Source organism: Streptomyces sp. NPDC046122 (genome assembly GCF_056429965.1).
In genome coordinates this window covers 1-16,368 of the sequence record NZ_JBWKLQ010000010.1, presented here as the reverse complement: position 1 = coordinate 16,368, position 16,368 = coordinate 1, and the positions used below count along the sequence as shown (strand labels likewise).

Annotated in this window: 16 protein-coding genes; 14 read left to right on the top strand and 2 right to left on the bottom strand. The window is 71.8% G+C overall.

All coding sequences use genetic code 11. The features are described from left to right. The first annotated feature begins 226 nt into the window (after nt 1-226). The 4 genes from AC07FK_RS24105 to AC07FK_RS24090 all read left to right on the top strand — a co-directional run bounded on the left by AC07FK_RS24105 (nt 227) and on the right by AC07FK_RS24090 (nt 2,293). Complete coding sequence (locus AC07FK_RS24105) at nt 227-607, top strand: hypothetical protein (protein ID WP_479107004.1); 381 nt, start codon at nt 227-229, stop codon at nt 605-607. A 132-nt stretch (nt 608-739) separates the two neighbouring features. Next, the gene (locus AC07FK_RS24100; RefSeq protein WP_479107003.1) at nt 740-958 is read left to right on the top strand and encodes a hypothetical protein; all 219 of its coding nucleotides are present in this window, start codon (nt 740-742) and stop codon (nt 956-958) included. A gap of 114 nt (nt 959-1,072) precedes the next feature. Then, the gene (locus AC07FK_RS24095; RefSeq protein ID WP_479107002.1) at nt 1,073-1,483 is read left to right on the top strand and encodes a VOC family protein; all 411 of its coding nucleotides are present in this window, start codon (nt 1,073-1,075) and stop codon (nt 1,481-1,483) included. Nucleotides 1,484-1,663: 180 nt separating this feature from the next. Continuing rightward, nucleotides 1,664-2,293, top strand: coding sequence for a glyoxalase (locus AC07FK_RS24090; RefSeq protein WP_479107001.1), 630 nt, complete (start codon nt 1,664-1,666; stop codon nt 2,291-2,293). A 138-nt stretch (nt 2,294-2,431) separates the two neighbouring features. Here the strand turns inward: AC07FK_RS24090 and AC07FK_RS24085 are convergent, their stop codons facing one another. Both AC07FK_RS24085 and AC07FK_RS24080 read right to left on the bottom strand, forming a co-directional pair. Beyond that, a complete protein-coding gene (locus AC07FK_RS24085; protein WP_479107000.1) occupies nt 2,432-3,883 on the bottom strand; it encodes a glyceraldehyde-3-phosphate dehydrogenase in 1,452 nt (483 codons plus the stop codon). A gap of 58 nt (nt 3,884-3,941) precedes the next feature. Beyond that, nucleotides 3,942-4,619 (bottom strand): 4'-phosphopantetheinyl transferase family protein, encoded by a 678-nt coding sequence (locus tag AC07FK_RS24080; RefSeq protein ID WP_479107148.1) that lies wholly within the window; start codon nt 4,617-4,619, stop codon nt 3,942-3,944. Between the two features lie 152 nt (nt 4,620-4,771). Here AC07FK_RS24080 and fabG point away from each other — a divergent pair, with 152 nt between their 5' ends. The 10 genes from fabG to AC07FK_RS24030 all read left to right on the top strand — a co-directional run. Then, on the top strand, nt 4,772-5,536 hold the full coding sequence (gene fabG / locus AC07FK_RS24075) for a 3-oxoacyl-[acyl-carrier-protein] reductase (RefSeq protein WP_479106999.1): 765 nt from the start codon (nt 4,772-4,774) through the stop codon (nt 5,534-5,536). Continuing rightward, a complete protein-coding gene (locus AC07FK_RS24070) occupies nt 5,533-6,294 on the top strand; it encodes a thioesterase II family protein (RefSeq protein WP_479106998.1) in 762 nt (253 codons plus the stop codon). The genes fabG and AC07FK_RS24070 overlap by 4 nt, the downstream gene beginning before the upstream one ends. A 43-nt stretch (nt 6,295-6,337) precedes the next feature. After that, nucleotides 6,338-7,273, top strand: coding sequence for a TauD/TfdA family dioxygenase (locus AC07FK_RS24065; RefSeq protein ID WP_479106997.1), 936 nt, complete (start codon nt 6,338-6,340; stop codon nt 7,271-7,273). 148 nt (nt 7,274-7,421) lie between these two features. After that, entirely contained in the window at nt 7,422-8,354 is a 933-nt protein-coding gene (locus tag AC07FK_RS24060; protein ID WP_479107147.1) for a TauD/TfdA family dioxygenase, read from the top strand. Between the two features lie 7 nt (nt 8,355-8,361). Then, the gene (locus AC07FK_RS24055; RefSeq protein ID WP_479106996.1) at nt 8,362-9,318 is read left to right on the top strand and encodes a beta-ketoacyl-ACP synthase III; all 957 of its coding nucleotides are present in this window, start codon (nt 8,362-8,364) and stop codon (nt 9,316-9,318) included. A gap of 71 nt (nt 9,319-9,389) precedes the next feature. Then, nucleotides 9,390-9,635, top strand: a complete 246-nt coding sequence (locus tag AC07FK_RS24050; protein WP_479106995.1) for an acyl carrier protein — start codon at nt 9,390-9,392, stop codon at nt 9,633-9,635. A 3-nt stretch (nt 9,636-9,638) separates the two neighbouring features. After that, nucleotides 9,639-11,036 (top strand): condensation domain-containing protein, encoded by a 1,398-nt coding sequence (locus tag AC07FK_RS24045; RefSeq protein ID WP_479106993.1) that lies wholly within the window; start codon nt 9,639-9,641, stop codon nt 11,034-11,036. Then, nucleotides 11,033-12,046 (top strand): 2,3-diaminopropionate biosynthesis protein SbnA, encoded by a 1,014-nt coding sequence (gene sbnA, locus AC07FK_RS24040; RefSeq protein WP_479106992.1) that lies wholly within the window; start codon nt 11,033-11,035, stop codon nt 12,044-12,046. The genes AC07FK_RS24045 and sbnA overlap by 4 nt, the downstream gene beginning before the upstream one ends. Further along, nucleotides 12,040-13,077 (top strand): 2,3-diaminopropionate biosynthesis protein SbnB, encoded by a 1,038-nt coding sequence (sbnB, locus tag AC07FK_RS24035; protein WP_479106991.1) that lies wholly within the window; start codon nt 12,040-12,042, stop codon nt 13,075-13,077. Before sbnA ends, sbnB begins: the two co-directional genes overlap by 7 nt. Nucleotides 13,078-13,147: 70 nt before the next feature. Beyond that, on the top strand, nt 13,148-16,368 hold a 3,221-nt coding region (locus AC07FK_RS24030; RefSeq protein ID WP_479106990.1), incomplete at its 3' end, for an amino acid adenylation domain-containing protein.

Sequence of the window (16,368 nt, the reverse complement as noted above, 5' to 3'; positions counted from 1 at the left end):
TCGTGCCGAGCGGCTTCATGCATCGGCCGAAGAGAGCCGCTGGGCGACGGCCCCGGCCCCCGGCGGCCGCGGTGCCGGTCCGCATGCGCTCGACTACACGCCGGTCGGCACTCGCCGTCGCGACCGTCGCCACCGCGGCGTGCTGGTGAGCTGTCCGCGATCCGGCGCGGGGGCCGGTTCCAAGTCGTACTGGCGGCCGGGCCGGACGGTAGTAAAATCACGTGCCATGTCGAACCCTGATGGTCTGCTCGTCGATGTCGCCGCCATGGTTGAGTCCGAGCACTGCAATCAGATGTCCCTCACCGTGGTCACCGGAGGCGCCGTCATCACCGGACGGCTGGCTCCCGAGGCCGTGTGGCGCCAGCGTGTCGCCGAAGTGCTCAAGGACTCCGATCGCCTCGGCCCCTTCTCCAGCATCTTCATGACGTCCAGCGCCCACTCGAGCCCCGACCCCGCCGAGCCGCCCGCACCCACTCACCTGCACTTCCACGTCGCGAGGATCCTCCAGGGCAACGTGGGGATCCCCGAGACCGGCGGCATGTACCGCATCGCCATCGAGGACGTGAGCGCGTGGACGGTGGGGGACTTCAGCTACTCGGACCAGTAACCACGCCGGGCGCAGTGCGAGCCGGGCGCCTGCTGGAGACGGAGGTGTCCCGGCACGACTGGCGCGGCATGCGGTGCGGCTGCGGCGACTCGGCGGAGCACCTCGCCGAGGATCTGCTGCGGCTCGTCGGCAGTGGGTCCGGACCGGAGCCCAGACGACCTCGCCGCGCAGGGGCTGTGGCTGCTGTACGAGGAGGTCGCGTCGGGGCGTTCCGCCGGCGCGGCCGGCACGGCCTTCGGGATCCTCACCGTCGTGGAGCCCGACCGGGCCCGCCTGCGGAGTCTCCGTGAGAGCGCGGGCGACGTCCTGCCCGTGTGCTGCGGAACCGGCCTGTGCGACGACGACTGCTGAACCGCCGCCCACGGCTGTGACGGCGGGGACGCGGCCGTGCCGTTCGGGGCAGGCGAGCGCGTCAGTCGGGGATGGACCGGCGCCGGCCCGGAAGCCGCCCCTAGGGTGACCTTCATGGACATCACCATTCACACGAGCTTCCTCCCGCACGACGACCCGGACGCGTCTCTGGCGTTCTACCGCGACATGCTCGGCTTCGAGGTCCGCAGCGACGTGGGGGAGGGCACAATGCGCTGGATCACGGTCGGCCCCGCCGGCCGGCCCGGGACGTCCATCCTCCTCGCGCCGCCGGCTGTCGACCCCGGGGTCACCGACGACGAGCGCCGCACCATCGCCGAGATGATGGCCAAGGGCACCTACGGCTGGATCCTGCTGGCCACCCCCGACCTCGACGCCACGTTCGAGAAGGTGCGGGCCGGCGACGCCGAGGTCGTACAGGAGCCGACCGAGCAGCCGTACGGCATCCGCGACTGCGCCTTCCGCGACCCCGCGGGCAATCTGATCCGCATCCAGGAGGTCCGCTGAGCGGTCCGGCCGCCGCGCGCCGCCCACCGGCCCGCCGAGCGCGCCGAGGTTCCGGCACGCGTACGGCTCGGGCGCCGTACGCGCAGACCGGTCGCCGTACGCGCAGACCGGTCGCCGTACGCGCAGACCGGTCAGGAATGGAGAAGCACCGGCCGCGGAGCCCCCACTAGCGTGAGGGACATGGCAACCATCACATCCGTCACCCTCGACGTGGCCGATCCCACGGCCGCCCGTTCCTTCTACACCGCCGCCTTCGGCCTGGACACGCAGCTGCGCCTGCGGGCCTCGCAGGCGCCGGCGACCGGCTTCCGCGGGTTCACTCTGGCGCTCACGGTGTCCCGGCCGGCCACCGTCGACAGCCTCGTGGACGCCGCCCTCGCCGCCGGCGCGACGGCCCTGAAGCCCGCCTCGAAGTCGCTCTGGGGCTACGGCGGCGTCGTACAGGCCCCGGACGGGACCATCTGGAAGATCGCGACGTCGGCGAAGAAGGACACCGGCCCCGCCACCCGGCAGATCGACGAGATCGTGCTCCTGCTGGGCGTCGCGGACGTGGCCGCGAGCAAGCGGTTCTACGTCGGACAGGGCCTCGCCGTGGCGAAGAGCTTCGGCCGCGTGTACGTCGAGTTCGCCGCCGGGGAGAGTCCCGTCAAGCTGGCGCTGTACCGGCGTCGCGCCCTGGCCAAGGATCTCGGCGTCTCTCCCGACGGTTCCGGATCGCACCGGCTCGTGATCGGCGGCGACGCCGGGCCCTTCACCGACCCGGACGGGTTCGCCTGGGAGGCCGCTTCGCCGGCGCACGCCGCCGCGTGAACCGGCCACCGGCACAGCCCGTTCCCGGCAGCGAGGGCTCTCCGGGACGGGGCTCCGGGTCGGCTTCTCCGCGGGCTGCGACAGCAGTGCGGCCCGGCGCCCCGTGGAGCGGGGAGCCGGGCCGGGCAGTGCGTCGGGTCAGGCCGCCGGGGCCGGGAACGTCGGGTACTCGACGCCGGAGACGTGCTGGACGACCCGGATGACCTGGCAGGAGTAGCCGAACTCGTTGTCGTACCAGAGGTAGAGGATCGCGTTGTCGCCCTCCACCTTCGTGGCGCCCGCGTCGACGATCGAGGCGTGGCGGGAGCCGATGAAGTCGCTCGACACCGCGTCCGGGGCGGTGATGAAGTCGATCTGGCGCTTGAGCGGCGAGGTCAGCGAGACGTCGCGGAGGTGGTCGAGGACCTCCTCGCGCGTGGTCTCCCGCGCGAGCTGCAGGTTGAGGATCGCGATCGAGACGTCCGGCACCGGCACGCGGACGGAGCTGCCGGTGATCTTCGCCTTGAGGTCCGGAAGGGCCTTGGCGACGGCGGAGGCGGCACCGGTCTCGGTGATCACCATGTTGAGCGCCGCCGAACGGCCGCGACGGTCCGAACTGTGGTAGTTGTCCAGAAGGTTCTGGTCGTTGGTGAACGAGTGGACGGTCTCCACGTGGCCGCGCAGAACGCCGTACTCGTCCGCCATCGCCTTCAGCGGCGGGACGATCGCGTTGGTGGTGCAGGACGCGCAGGACAGGATCTGCTCGTCCGGCTTGATCGTGTCGTGGTTGACGCCGTGCACGATGTTCGGGACGTCGCCCTTGCCCGGAGCTGTGAGGACGACCTTGTCGACGCCGGGGCGCAGGTGCTTGGACAGACCCTCGCGGTCACGCCACTTGCCGGTGTTGTCGATGAGGATGGCGTCGTTGATGCCGTACGCCGTGTAGTCGACCTCGGACGGGTCGTTGGCGTAGATCACCTTGATCTCGTTGCCGTTGGCGACGATCGTGCTGTTCGCCTCGTCAACGGTGATCGTGCCCTGGAACTGGCCGTGGATGGAGTCGCGGCGCAGCAGCGAGGCGCGCTTCACGAGATCCTCGGCGGCCCGGCCGCCACCGCGGACGACGATGGCGCGCAGGCGCAGACCGTTGCCGGAGCCGGACTTCTCGATGAGGAGGCGGGCGACGAGGCGGCCGATGCGGCCGAACCCGTAGAGGACGACGTCGCGTCCCTCGCTGCGCTCGATCTTGTTCTCACCGGTGGCGCCGGCGACGGCCTCGGCGGTGAAGTCCTCCACCGAGAGCCCGCGGCCGTCTGTCTTGTACGTCGCGGCGAGCATCCCGATGTCGATCTGGGACGGGCCCAGGTCGAGCGTGGAGAGGGCTCGCAGGAACGGAAGCGTCTCGGTGACCGAGAGTTCCGCGCCGGCTATCTGCCGGGCGAACCGGTGGGTCTTGAGAATGCTGACCACCGACTTGTTCACCAGGGAGCGGCTGTGAAGCAGGACGTTGACGTCCTGCTCCCGGTGCAGCTTCCCGATGATCGGGATCATCGACTCCGCGATCTCCTCGCGGGTCTTCCAGCTGGTGAACGAGTCGTCATTGACAGTCACAGGTTTATCTTTCGAGCTAGGCGGCGCTCATATGCTAACCCGCCGCTGTTTTGATCTTTCAAGCGGTGCCGTCGGAGCGCTGCGCGGGCACCGTGACCGCTGTGACGACGAGGCCGTCGCGCACCTGCCAGCGGCCGTCGAAGCCGGTGAGATCACCCCCGGTCAGGGTGGTGCCCGGGACCAGCAGGGCGGCGGTGAAAGTGCCGTCCGGGCGCAGGGTGACCTGGGCGTCGTGGAAACCGAGCCACCGGCCGGTGAGCGGGGACCAGGCCTTGTAGACGGACTCCTTGGCGCTGAACAGCAACCGGTCCCAGGGGATGCCGGGCCGGTGCGCGGCCAGTTCGCGCAACGCGGTGCGCTCGGCGGCGACGGTGACCATGCGGAGCACGCCCTCGTCGCGCAGCGGTTCGGCCGGCTCGGCGTCGATGCCCAGACCCGCCGCCGTCGTGTCCCGCGCGACGGCCGCCGCGCGGTAGCCCGCGCAGTGGGTGAGGCTGCCGACCATCCCGGCGGGCCAGCGGGGCGCGCCCCGGGGGCCCGGGAGTATCGGCGCCGGAGGCAAGCCGAAACTGGCCAGAGCGGTGCGCGCGCAGTGGCGGACCGTGGTGAATTCGTGCCGTCGCTTGGGGACGGCCGCCGCCACCAGGGCGCGCTCCTGCGGGAACAGGAAGCGTTCGGCGCTGTCGTGGAACGTGTCGACGGCGGTGACCTGCCGGGGGAGCAGCGAGGCCAGCACACCGGCCGGAACCGGGCCGCCGGTCGGAAGCAGGGTCATGGGCCGTCACAGTACCGGGGCCGACGCACGCCCTCCGGGCGGTGCTGGATGCCGTATAGGCCAGATATAGCCAGTGAACGCACGCTCGACTCATTCGAACGGATGGGGGCGGCATGGCGGATCACGAGGCACAGGCGGATCAAGAGACCCAGGTGGCACTGGTCACCGGAGGGTCGCGCGGCATCGGCCGGGCGGTGGCCACCCGGCTCGCACGGGACGGCTTCGACGTGGCGATCTGCTACCGGTCGGACGACACGGCGGCGGAGCAGGTCGAGAAGGAGATACGGGCAGCGGGACGGCGGGCACTGATCCGCCGGGTCGACGTGGCCGACCGGGTCGGCGTCAGGTCGTTCGTCGCGGACGTCGAGGCGAATCTCGGCCCGGTGTCGGCGGTGGTCACCTCCGCGGGGATCACCCGTGACCGCCCGCTGGCGCTGATGTCGGACGACGAGTGGGACTCCGTACTGAGCACCAACCTCGACGGCACGTACAACCTGCTGCGCTCGGTGGTCCGTTCGATGATCCGGCGCAGGGCGGGAACGGTCGTCACGCTCTCCTCCGTGGCCGGAGTCGTCGGCAACGCGGGGCAGACGAACTACTCGGCGTCGAAGGCCGGCATCATCGGCCTGACGCAGGCGCTGGCCAAGGAGTTCGGGCGCTACGGCGTGCGCGCCAACGCGGTCGCGCCCGGCTTCATCGACACGGAGATGGTCGCGGCCGTGCCGGAGGCCGTCGCGAAGGACGCCCTCGCCCGCATCCCCATGGGGTGTTTCGGCACCCCCGAGCAGGTGGCCTCCCTGGTCTCCTTCCTGGCCTCCCCGCAGGCGGAGTACATCACCGGACAGGTGGTCCGGATCGACGGAGGCATGGCGCTGTGAGCGCGTCCGGGGTCTGGTTCCGCAGGTACGCGCGGACGGGCGCGCCGCGGCTGCGGCTGGTCTGCTTCCCGCACGCCGGCGGCAACGCCCAGCTGTTCCACGGCTGGTCCTCGCGGCTCCCCGCCGACATCGAGGTCCTCGCGGTCCGGTACCCGGGCAGGCAGGAGCGGATGGGCGAGCCGTGCGTCGAGTCGATGGACGAGCTGGCCGGCCGGATCTCGGACGCACTCGTCCCGTACGGCGACCTGCCGATGGCCTTCTTCGGCCACAGCATGGGCGCCGCGGTGGCCTACGAGGTGGCGGTGCGGCGGGAGGCGGGGGCGGCCGGAGGGCCGGTCCTGCTCATGCTCTCGGGGCGCAACGCCCCGCACCGGACCGCGCCCACCACGCTGCACCGGGCCGCCGACGACGTACTGGTCGCCGGGGTGTCGCGGCTCGGCACCCTGGGCGGCGACCCCTACGCGGTCCCCGAACTCCGGGAGCTGCTGCTGCCGGTGCTGCGCTCCGACTACCGGCTCGTCGAGACGTACCGCCCGCACAGCCCGGCGGTGCTGCGCGCTCCGGTCGTCGCGTACCAGGGCGACCGCGACCCCGGCATCTCGTACGAACGGCTCACCGCGTGGAGCGAGTTGACGACCGGCGGGTTCGCGCTGCGGACGTTCCCCGGGGACCACTTCTACCTCGCCCCGCGAGAGGCGGAGCTCACCGCGGACATCGCGGAGCGGCTGGCCCGGATCCCGTCCGGCCTGCGGAACTGACAGCCGACGAAGGCTTCATCACAACAGCGAGAGGAGCGGCGCCGTGACGAGTCCGACGCCTTGGGCACCACTGGAGATCGAAGCGAAGGGCGAGGGCGGGACCGGTGAACTGCTGAGCCGCCTGGAGGAACTGGAAACCGGCCTGGCCGGGACCCTCGTACGGGAGAAGGCGCTGGTGTTCCGCGGCTTCGGGATCACCCCGCAGACGCTCGACACGGCGCTGGACCGGCTGCTGCCGAACCGGCTCGCGTACGTGCACGGCAACTCGCCGCGCACCAAGGTCGGCGGCAACGTCTACACCTCGACCGAGTACCCGCGGGAGTTCACCATCTCGATGCACAACGAGATGAGCTACGCCCACGCCTGGCCCTCCCGGCTGGCGTTCTTCTGCCAGGTGCAGCCCGGCGGCGGCGGCGCCACCCCGGTGCTGGACGCCGAGCGCTGGCTGGCGGTCCTGGACCCCGAGGTCCGCGAAGCCTTCGCCGGCGGCGTGCGCTACGTACAGAACCTGCACGACGGTTACGGCCTCGGCAAGAGCTGGCAGGACACCTTCGAGACCGCCGACCGGGCGGAGGTGGAGGCGTTCCTCAAGAACGCCGGAGCCGAGTGGGAGTGGCGGCGCGACGGCAGCCTGCGGGTGGAGTCCGAGCGTCCGTCCACCACCCGGCACCCGGTCACCGGTGCGGAGGTGTGGTTCAACCAGGCCGACCAGTGGCACCCGGCCGGCCTCGGTGACGACACCGCCGCCGAGCTCGCGCAGATCCTCTCCGAGGACGAGCTGCCGCAGTCGGTGCGGTTCGCCGACGGCAGCCCGATCCCCGCCGAGTACGTCGTCCAGGTCCGCGACCGCGGGCTGGAGGCCGCCGTCGACGTCGACTGGCGCACGGGTGACCTGCTGCTCATCGACAACGTCCTGCTGGCCCACGGCCGGCGTCCGTTCACCGGGGACCGCCGCGTCCTCGTGGCGATGTCCGACTGACGACGCCCCCGCCGGTCGGACCGCACCGCGCGGTGTGCCCCGAGGGCCCCGGCGTGCCCGACTTCTTCGACGACAGAGCGAGTTGACCATGACCATCACCTCGGAAGAGACACCCGCCGGCTGGGTGGGGAGCGGAACCGTGCCCGGGATGCGACGCCCGGCGGCCCCCGGCACCGGCATCCACGACTACATCACCGATCACCGGGCCGAGCTGCGCGAGCTGCTCACCGAGCGCGGCGCGCTGCTGCTGCGCGGCTTCGAGGTCGGCGGCGTCGACGGCTTCGACGGCACCGTGCGGGCGTTCTCCGCCGCGCCGCCGCTGGCGTACGCCGAGCGCTCCTCGCCCCGCAGCACCATCAAGGGGCAGGTCTACACCTCGACCGACTACCCGCAGAACGAGGAGATCTTCCTCCACAACGAGAACTCCTACCAGGCGGTCTGGCCCCGGACGCTGTACTTCTACTGCGTCGAGCCGCCCGTCACCCGGGGCGCCACCCCGCTCGCCGACATCCGTCAGGTCCTGCGGGCCGTCGACCCCGGGGTCCGCGCCGAGTTCGAGGCGCGCGGCTGGCAGGTCGTGCGCAACTTCCACGCCGGCTTCGGAGTGCCCTGGCAGGAGGCGTTCAACACCTCGGACAAGGACGCGGTGGAGGCGTACTGCGAGGAGCGCAGGATCACCGCCGAGTGGCGGCCGGACGGCGGTCTGCGCACGACCGCCGTACGGCGGGCGGTGCACCGCCACCCGGTCACCGGCGAGGAAGTGTGGTTCAACCACGCGACGTTCTTCCACGTCAGCACCCTCGCCCCGGAGGTCGGCGCCGGTCTGCGCGCGATCTTCGCCGACGAGGACCTGCCGACGAACACCTTCTACGGGGACGGCGGGGCCATTCCCGACGAGGTGACGGACCACCTGCGCACGGCCTACCGGTCGGCGGCGGTCCGCTTCGACTGGCAGCGCGACGACGTGCTGGTCGTCGACAACATGCTGGCCGCGCACGCGCGCGAGCCGTTCACCGGGCCGCGGCGGATCGCCGTGGCCATGGCAGAGCCGTCGGACGCCGACGCCTCGACGGGGAGTTGAGGGATACATGCTCAAGACGTACGGATCGCGGATCTCCGGTCTGGCCGTGTACCGGCCGGCCCGGCTGGTGTCCAACGAGGAGCTGTCGCCGCTGACGACGGTCTCGCCGCAGTGGATCGAGACCCGGACCGGCATCAAGACCCGTCACCACGCCTCCGACGAGGAGGACCTGGTCACGATGTCGGCGGCGGCGGGCGAGAAGGCCGTCGTGTCGGCGGACATCGACCCGGGCGAGGTGGACCTGACGATCGTCGCCAGCGCCACCCGCCGCCGGCGGATGCCCGGCATCGCCCCCGAGGTGGCCAGCCGCATCGGACTGCCCAACTCCGGTGCGTACGACCTGAACGCGGTCTGCGCCGGCTTCACCTACTCGCTCGCCATGGCGTCCAACGCCGTACGGCTCGGTGAGGCGCGCCACGTCCTGGTCGTCGGCGCCGAACGGACCAGCGAGTGGATCGACCCCGCCGACCCCGACACCTTCGTCATCTTCGGCGACGGCGCCGGAGCTGCGGTCGTCTCCCGCTCGGACGAGCCCGGCATCGGACCGGCGGTCTGGGGCAGCGACGGCGCGCGGCACGAGGTGCTCGGGATCACCGAGAAGGCGGACGGCCGGGAGTACGTCACCATGAACGGCCCGCTCGTCTACAAGTGGTCCACGGCCACCATGCCGGACGTGGCCCACCGCGCCTGCGCCGCCGCCGGACTGACCATGGCGGACATCGACTGGTTCGTACCGCACCAGGCCAACAACCGCATCATCAAGACGCTCGCCGCGAACCTCGGCCTTCCGCCGGAGCGCGTCGTCAACGACGTGGTCGACACCGGCAACACCTCCGCCGCCTCGGTGCCGCTGGCCCTGAGCCGGCTCAAGGACAGCGGCCGCAGCACCCCGGGCCAGAACGTGCTGCTGCTCGGCTTCGGCGCCGGCCTGACGTACGCCGGCCAGGTCGTCCGGATGCCGTGACCGGGACGTACGGCCGCACCACCCGCACCGCACACCCATCCACCCGCACCACTACAGAGAGACGGAAGACCATGACCAGAGACGAACTCATTGTCGAGATCATCAACCTCACGCTGCGCACGGCGCCGGACCTGGAGGGCGACGTCACCGCCGAGTCCAGCTTCGAGGAGCTCGGCATGGACTCCCTCACCCGCATCGACCTGCTGGCCGCTGTGGAGAAGACGTTCAACCAGACGGTTCCGGACGAGAAGGTCGGTGATCTGCTGCGCGTCTCCGACGTCGCGGACTTTCTGACGGCGGCGAAGGCAGGAGTCTGACCCATGGACCACACGGACCCCATGGGCGGGGCGAAGCCCCTGTCGGTGGGCCAGGAGGGCCTGTGGCTGCTCCACAAACTGGCTCCCGACAGCGCGACCTACAACCTCGCGGGTGGTGTCCGGATGGAGCCCGCGCCGGACCCGGTGGTCCTGGCGCGGGCGGCCCGGGCGCTCACCGGACGGCACCCGATGCTGCGTTCGGTGTACGCCGAGGTTGACGGCAGGCCCCAGCGGCTGGTGCGCGACCCCGGCGACGTCGGCGAACTCGTCGTGCGTGACGTCCCGGACGCCGACGACGCCGAGCTGGAGCGCCTCGTCGCGGCGGAGGCCGCGACCCCCTTCCGGCTCTCGCGGGAAGGACCGTTCCGGGTGGTGCTGTGGCGCCGCCGCGACGACGCCGTACTGCTGGCGCTCACCCACCACATCGCGACGGACGCCATCTCGCAGTGGCTGCTGTGGCGCGATCTGCTGGACGCGTACGCGGCGTTCGCCGAGGGCAAGGAGCCCGGCTGGACTCCCGTCCCCGTCGAGTACGACCACTTCGTCGAGAGCGAGCGGGCCCTGCTCGAATCCTCCCGCGGACAGCGGCAGGGGGAGTACTGGCAGGAGCAGTGCGCCGGGTCGGTCCCCGGTGAACTGCCCACCGACAGGCCCCGGCCGGCCGTCTCGTCGTTCACCGGGGCCAGCCTCGTGCGACGGCTGCCGGACGAGCTCTCCGAGCGGATCGCGCGAGCCGCCGCCGCGCAGGAGATCTCGCAGTTCGCCCTGGCGCTCGGCTCGCTGCAAGCGCTGGTGAACCGCTGGACCGGACAGACGGACTTCCTCGTCGCCTGCCCGGCCTCGGTGCGCCGCTCCGCCTCGAAGGAGGTCGTCGGCTACTTCGTCAACCCGGTGCTCGTCAGGGCCGTGCTCGACCGGAACAGCACCCTCGGCGAGGTGACGGCCGCGGCCAACGGCCGCCTCCGGCAGGCCACCGCCCGCGCCACCTACCCGTACCCGCTCGTCGCGCGTGCCGCGGGGGCCGACGGGCCGCTGTTCCGGATCTCCATGACCATGGTCACCACGGACCGCTTCGGGTCCGACCTGGCCGGCGCGGTCGCCGGGGTGCCCCTCGACGTGGCCGGCCTGACCACCACGTACCTGGAGATCCCGCACCTGGAGGGACAGTGCGACATCTCCGTGGAGGTCACCCGTGACGCGCACGGGCTGACCGTCGCACTGCGCTACGACACGGCGCTCTTCGAACGCGGCACCGTGGAGCGGCTCTTCGACCAGCTCGTCCGCTTCATGACGGCTGCCGTCGAGACACCGGAGCGCCCGATCTCCCGGATTCCGCTGACGGACGCGGCGCAGAAGCGCGCGCTGCTGGCCCTGGGCGGCAACACCGGCGACGGATCATGAGGCAACCCGTACTCCGGGGCATCCTCGACGGCGTCGGCAACACGCACCTGGTGGAACTCGGCGGGCTGCTGCCCCGCTTCGGCTCGCGCGTCTTCGCGAAGCTCGAAGCGTTCAACCCCGGCGGCAGCGTCAAGGACCGGTCCGCGCTGTCGATGCTGCTCGGCAGGATCCGCAGCGGTGAGCTCGTACCGGGGCGGTCGACGGTCGTGGAGTCCAGCTCCGGGAACCTGGCGATCGGCATCGCGCAGATCTGCCGGTACTTCGGGATCGACTTCATCTGCGTCGTCGACCCCAAGACCACCACGCAGAACCTGGCCATCCTGCGCGCCTACCGGGTCACCGTCGAGATGGTCACCGAGACCGACCCCGACACGCGCGCCTACCTCCCCATGCGCCTCGCCCGGGTGCGCGAGCTGGTGGCCTCGATCCCCGGGGCGTACTGGCCCAACCAGTACGCCAACCCGCTGAACCCCCGGGCCCACGTGCAGACCATGCGCGAGATCGCCGAGGCGCTGGACGACCAGGTGGACTACCTGTTCTGTTCGACCGGCACCGGGGGAACGATGACCGGCTGCGCGCAGTACATCCGGGAGCGGGGGCTGAGCACCACGCTGGTGGGGGTCGACGCGATGGGCAGCGTACTGTTCGGCGGCCCTTCGGGCCCCCGGCTGCTGCCCGGGCACGGGGCGGCGATCAAGCCGGCGCTGTTCGACCCGTCGCTCGCCGACGAGGTCATGCTCATCTCCGACCTCGAATGCGTCGTCGCCTGCCGCACCCTGACGGACCGTGAGGCGATTCTCGCGGGCGGCTCGTCCGGTGCCGTGGCCGCCGCGCTGGGGAAGATGGCCGACCGCATTCCGGCCGGCAGCAACTGCGTGATGATCTTCCCCGACCGCGGCGACCGCTACCTCGACACCATCTACTCCGACGACTGGGTGCGCGCCCACTTCGGAGAGGTCTCACATCTGTGGAACGAACCCGAAAACACACTGGCGGTGGGCGCATGCTGATCATCAAACACGGCGAAGTGGCCGGACTCCTGTCCGGCCGGGAGAAGGAGGTCATCGACCTCGTCTCCGAGGCGTACCAACGCCACGACGAGGGCCGCACGGTCCTCCCGCACTCCGTGTTCCTGCGTTTCCCCGACCGGCCGAGAGACCGGATCATCGGCCTTCCCGGATACCTCGGGGCCGGCGCGGACGGCGGCGACGGCGAGCCCGGCGGCGGGTCCGGCGAAGTCGCCGGGATGAAGTGGATCTCCTCCTTCCCGGGCAACGTCGCCGCCGGCCTCGAGCGCGCCAGCGCCGCCGTCCTGCTCAACTCGCTGGACAACGGACATCCCGAGGCGCTCGTCGAGGGCTCACTGATCTCCGCCCGGCGGACCGCGGCCTCGGCCGCGCTGGGCGCCCGGGTGCTCCTGGGCGACCGCAGGCCGTCCGGAGTCACGCTGATCGGCACCGGTGTCATCAACCGCGAGGTGCTGCGCTTCCTCGCCGTCGAACGGCCGGAGCTCGACTCCCTCGCCGTGTACGACACGGACATGGAGCGCGCCAGGCGTTTCACCGCCGACCACGCCCGTCTGCTGCCCGGCGCGAAAGTGCGCCACTGCGCGTCCCTCGACGAGGCGCTCGGCGCCCACGACCTGGTGTCCTTCGCGACGACGGCCGCCTCGCCGTACACCGGCCTCGACGCCTGCCCGCCGGGAACGGTCGTCCTGCACATCTCCCTGCGCGACCTCACCGTGCCCGCCGTCCTGGGCGCGCACAACATCGTCGACGACCCCGACCACGTGTGCCGCGAGCAGACCTCACTGCACCTCGCGGAGCAGGCCACCGGGGGCCGCGACTTCGTCGACGCCTCCATCGGCGCGCTGCTGCGCGGCACCGCCCGGCTGGAGCCCGACCCCGTGAAACCGCTGGTGTACTCCCCGTTCGGGCTCGGCGTCCTCGACCTGGCGCTGGCCGGCTTCGTCCGCGACGAGGCGCGGCGCGGCGGCGTCGGGACCCGCGTCGACGGATTCCTGCCGGCCCGGACGCACTAGGCCCCGGACCGCTCGCGCACTCGGGCCACCACCACCGAACGCCGCACTGATCAACACCTCTGGAGAAGAGATGTCTGTCCCGCTGCACGAACTGATAGCCCAGCAGACCGTCCGTACCCCCCACGCCACCGCGGTCGAGGACGCACAAGGGGCGATGACGTACGCGCAGCTGGACCGGCGCGCGAACGGCGTGGCGCGACTCCTGCGGGGGCGCGGCGTGGGCCCCGAGGCGCGGGTGGCCGTCTGCCTGCCGCGCGGCCGTGAGCTGCTCGCTGCGCTCCTGGGCGTCTGGAAGGCCGGTGCGGCGTACGTGCCGCTGGACGCCGGCCACCCGGCCGAGCGCGTCGCCTGGATGATTGCCGACAGCGGAGTGCGGACGGTGCTGACCGTGAGCGCCTCGGCCGCGGCCCTCGCCGGAGCCGTACCCGAGGACGTGGTGCTCCTCGACGCCCCCACGACCGCAGACGACGCCGACGCCGGGACCGGCGCGGAGCCGGTCGCGGCACACCCCGGGCACGCCGCGTACCTCACGTACACCTCCGGCTCCACGGGCCGCCCCAAGGGCGTGCTCGTCGAGCACGGCGGCATCGCCAACAGGGTGGCCTGGACGGTGAACCGGCAGGAGCTCACCCCGGACGACCGGATGCTCCAGAAGACCGTGCTCACCTTCGACGCCGCGGCCCTGGAGCTCTTCGCGCCGCTGGTGGCCGGCGGAACGGTCGTCATGGCCCCCGAGGGCGCCGAGTCGGATCCCGCACTGCTGGTACGGACCGTGGCCGAGCGGCGCATCACCGTCCTCCAGGGAGTGCCGTCCGTACTGCGGCTCCTCGCCCAGGAGCCCGGCTGGTCCGAGTGCACGGGGCTGCGGCTGGTCTTCTCCGCCGGAGAGGCACTCGACGCCGAGCTCTGCCGCAGACTCGGCGAGCCCACCGGCGCGAAGGTGTGGAACACCTACGGCCCCACCGAGTGCTCCATCGACGTCACGGGCCAGGAGTTCGACCCGGAACTGCACACCGAGGCTGTGCCGATCGGCCGGCCCATCGACAACATGCGCGTCTACGTGCTCGACGAGGAACTCGACCCGGTGCCGATCGGCGTCGTGGGCGAGCTGTACGCCGGCGGCGTCGGCACGGCACGCGGCTACGTCGGCAACCCCGCCCAGACCGCCGAGAGCTTCGTGCCCGACCCGCACGGCCCGGACGGCAGCCGCATGTACCGCACGGGCGACCTCGCCCGCTGGCGCTCCGACGGCACCCTCGCCTACCTCGGCCGGGTGGACCACCAGGTCAAGGTGAACGGCGTCCGGATCGAGCCGGCCGAGGTCGAGGCCGCCCTCAACGCGCACCCCGACGTACGGGGCGCCGCGGTCGGCGCGTACACCGCCGGCGGCGGCAAGCGGCTGGTCGCCCACCTGGTGTCCGCCCGCCGCATCCCCCGCGACGAACTGCGCAGCTTCCTGCGCAGGCGGCTTCCCGAGCCGATGATCCCCGCCCTCTTCGTACCGCTCGACGCCTTCCCGCTGACCAGCAGCGGCAAGGTCGACCGCAAGGCGCTGCCCGACCCGGAGCAGCCGGACACCCGCCAGGCCATGGAAGGGCCGGCCCACGTCGCGCCCCGCACCGTCGCGGAACGCCTGGTGGCCCAGGTGTGGGAGCAACTGCTCCAGGTGGAGCGGGTCGGTGTGCACGACGACTTCTTCGCCCTCGGCGGCTCCTCGCTGGTCCTGACCCGCCTGGCGGACGCCCTGGGCAAGGCGTCCGGCGACAACGTCCAGCTGCGCGGCCTGTTCGCCGCCTCCACGGTCGAGGCCCAGGCGAAACTGCTGGAGGAGGCCCGCCCCGCCGTGCCGGCGGTCGTGCCGGTGGGACGAGACGTGCCGCTGCCGCTCTCCTTCGGCCAGCACCGGTTGTGGTTCCTGGACCGCATGCACCCGGGCAGCCCGGAGTGGGTGGCACCGCTGTTCCTGAGGCTCCCCTCCGGAACGGCCACGGAGACGGTGCGTACCGCACTCGACACACTGGAGCGACGGCACGAGGCTCTGCGCACCCGGTACGTACTGGAGGGCGAGGAGCCGCGCCAGATCGTGGCCGGGGCCCAGCCGGTCGAACTGCGGGTGGAGGACGCCAACGAGGCGGAGCTGGAGCGCCTGTTCGGTGAGCAGTTCGCCCGCGGATTCGACCTGACCGAGGGGCCGCTGTGGCGCGCCCTGCTCGTACGGGTCCCCGTCGGCGGCCCGGTGCTGCTCGTGACGACCCACCACATCGCCAGCGACGGCTGGTCGACCGTCCTGATGGAACGCGAGATCCGCGAGCTGTGCGCCGCCGCGGCGGAGAACCGCACGCCAAACCTTCCGGAACTGCCCGTGCAGTACGCCGACTACGCCGCCTGGCAGGCGGCCCGCGCCGACGACGCGGTCCTCGATCGCGAACTCGACTACTGGAAGAACGCGCTGCGCGGCATGGGCGAACTCCAGCTGCACACCGACCGGCCCCGCCCGGCCCGCCGCGACGGCAAGGGCCAGGGCGTGCGCTTTTCGGTGCCGGCCGGTCTCGCCGACGCCCTCAGCGGCATCGGACGGCGCCACGGCGCGACGCAGTACGCCACCCTGCTCGCCGTCTTCGCGGCGATGCTCTCGCGCCACAGCGGCCAGGACGACTTCGGCATCGGCAGCCCCGTCACCGGCCGGTTGAGGCCGGAGACCGAGGGCACGGTCGGCTTCTTCCTGAACTCGCTGGTCATGCGCTGCGACCTGTCCGGTGATCCCACCTTCGGTGAGCTGCTGGGGCGTACGAAGGACACCGCCATGGCCGGATTCGCGCACCAGGAGCTCCCGTTCGAGCGGCTGGTGGACGAGCTCCAGCCGGTGCGCGACCTGTCCCGTACCCCCCTGTACCAGGTCGCCTTCGACCTTCAGGACGAAGGAGCGACGTCGGTGGCCGCCGACGGGGTGCTGATGGACGCCTTCCAGGGTGCCTGGCGGGTGGCCAAGACCGACCTCACGATGTTCGTCTGGCGCCAGGCGGACGGCTCGCTGAGCGGGGGGCTGGAGTACGCGACCTCCCTGTTCGACCGGCCGACGGTGGAACGGATGGCGGACCACTTCGTACGGCTGGTGGAGGGCGTCGTCGCCGCGCCGGACGAGAAGCTGTCGGCCATCGACATCACCTCGGTCCACGAGCACCGGCTCCTTCGGGTCTGGAACGATTCGGGTGTGGTGGTGCCGGAGGTGTCGGTGCCGGAGTTGGTGGGTCGGTGGGTGGTGGAGTCGCCGGGTGCGGTGGCTGTGGAGTG

Bases quoted from the DNA above. Each gene is read 5' to 3' on its own strand.
- AC07FK_RS24060 (WP_479107147.1), top strand. From the start codon at position 7,422: ATGCGACGCCCGGCGGCCCCCGGCACCGGCATCCACGACTACATCACC.
- AC07FK_RS24045 (WP_479106993.1), top strand. From the start codon at position 9,639: ATGGACCACACGGACCCCATGGGCGGGGCGAAGCCCCTGTCGGTGGGC.
- AC07FK_RS24105 (WP_479107004.1), top strand. From the start codon at position 227: ATGTCGAACCCTGATGGTCTGCTCGTCGATGTCGCCGCCATGGTTGAG.
- AC07FK_RS24095 (WP_479107002.1), top strand. From the start codon at position 1,073: ATGGACATCACCATTCACACGAGCTTCCTCCCGCACGACGACCCGGAC.
- fabG (WP_479106999.1), top strand. From the start codon at position 4,772: ATGGCGGATCACGAGGCACAGGCGGATCAAGAGACCCAGGTGGCACTG.
- sbnA (WP_479106992.1), top strand. From the start codon at position 11,033: ATGAGGCAACCCGTACTCCGGGGCATCCTCGACGGCGTCGGCAACACG.
- sbnB (WP_479106991.1), top strand. From the start codon at position 12,040: ATGCTGATCATCAAACACGGCGAAGTGGCCGGACTCCTGTCCGGCCGG.
- AC07FK_RS24050 (WP_479106995.1), top strand. From the start codon at position 9,390: ATGACCAGAGACGAACTCATTGTCGAGATCATCAACCTCACGCTGCGC.
- AC07FK_RS24090 (WP_479107001.1), top strand. From the start codon at position 1,664: ATGGCAACCATCACATCCGTCACCCTCGACGTGGCCGATCCCACGGCC.
- AC07FK_RS24055 (WP_479106996.1), top strand. From the start codon at position 8,362: ATGCTCAAGACGTACGGATCGCGGATCTCCGGTCTGGCCGTGTACCGG.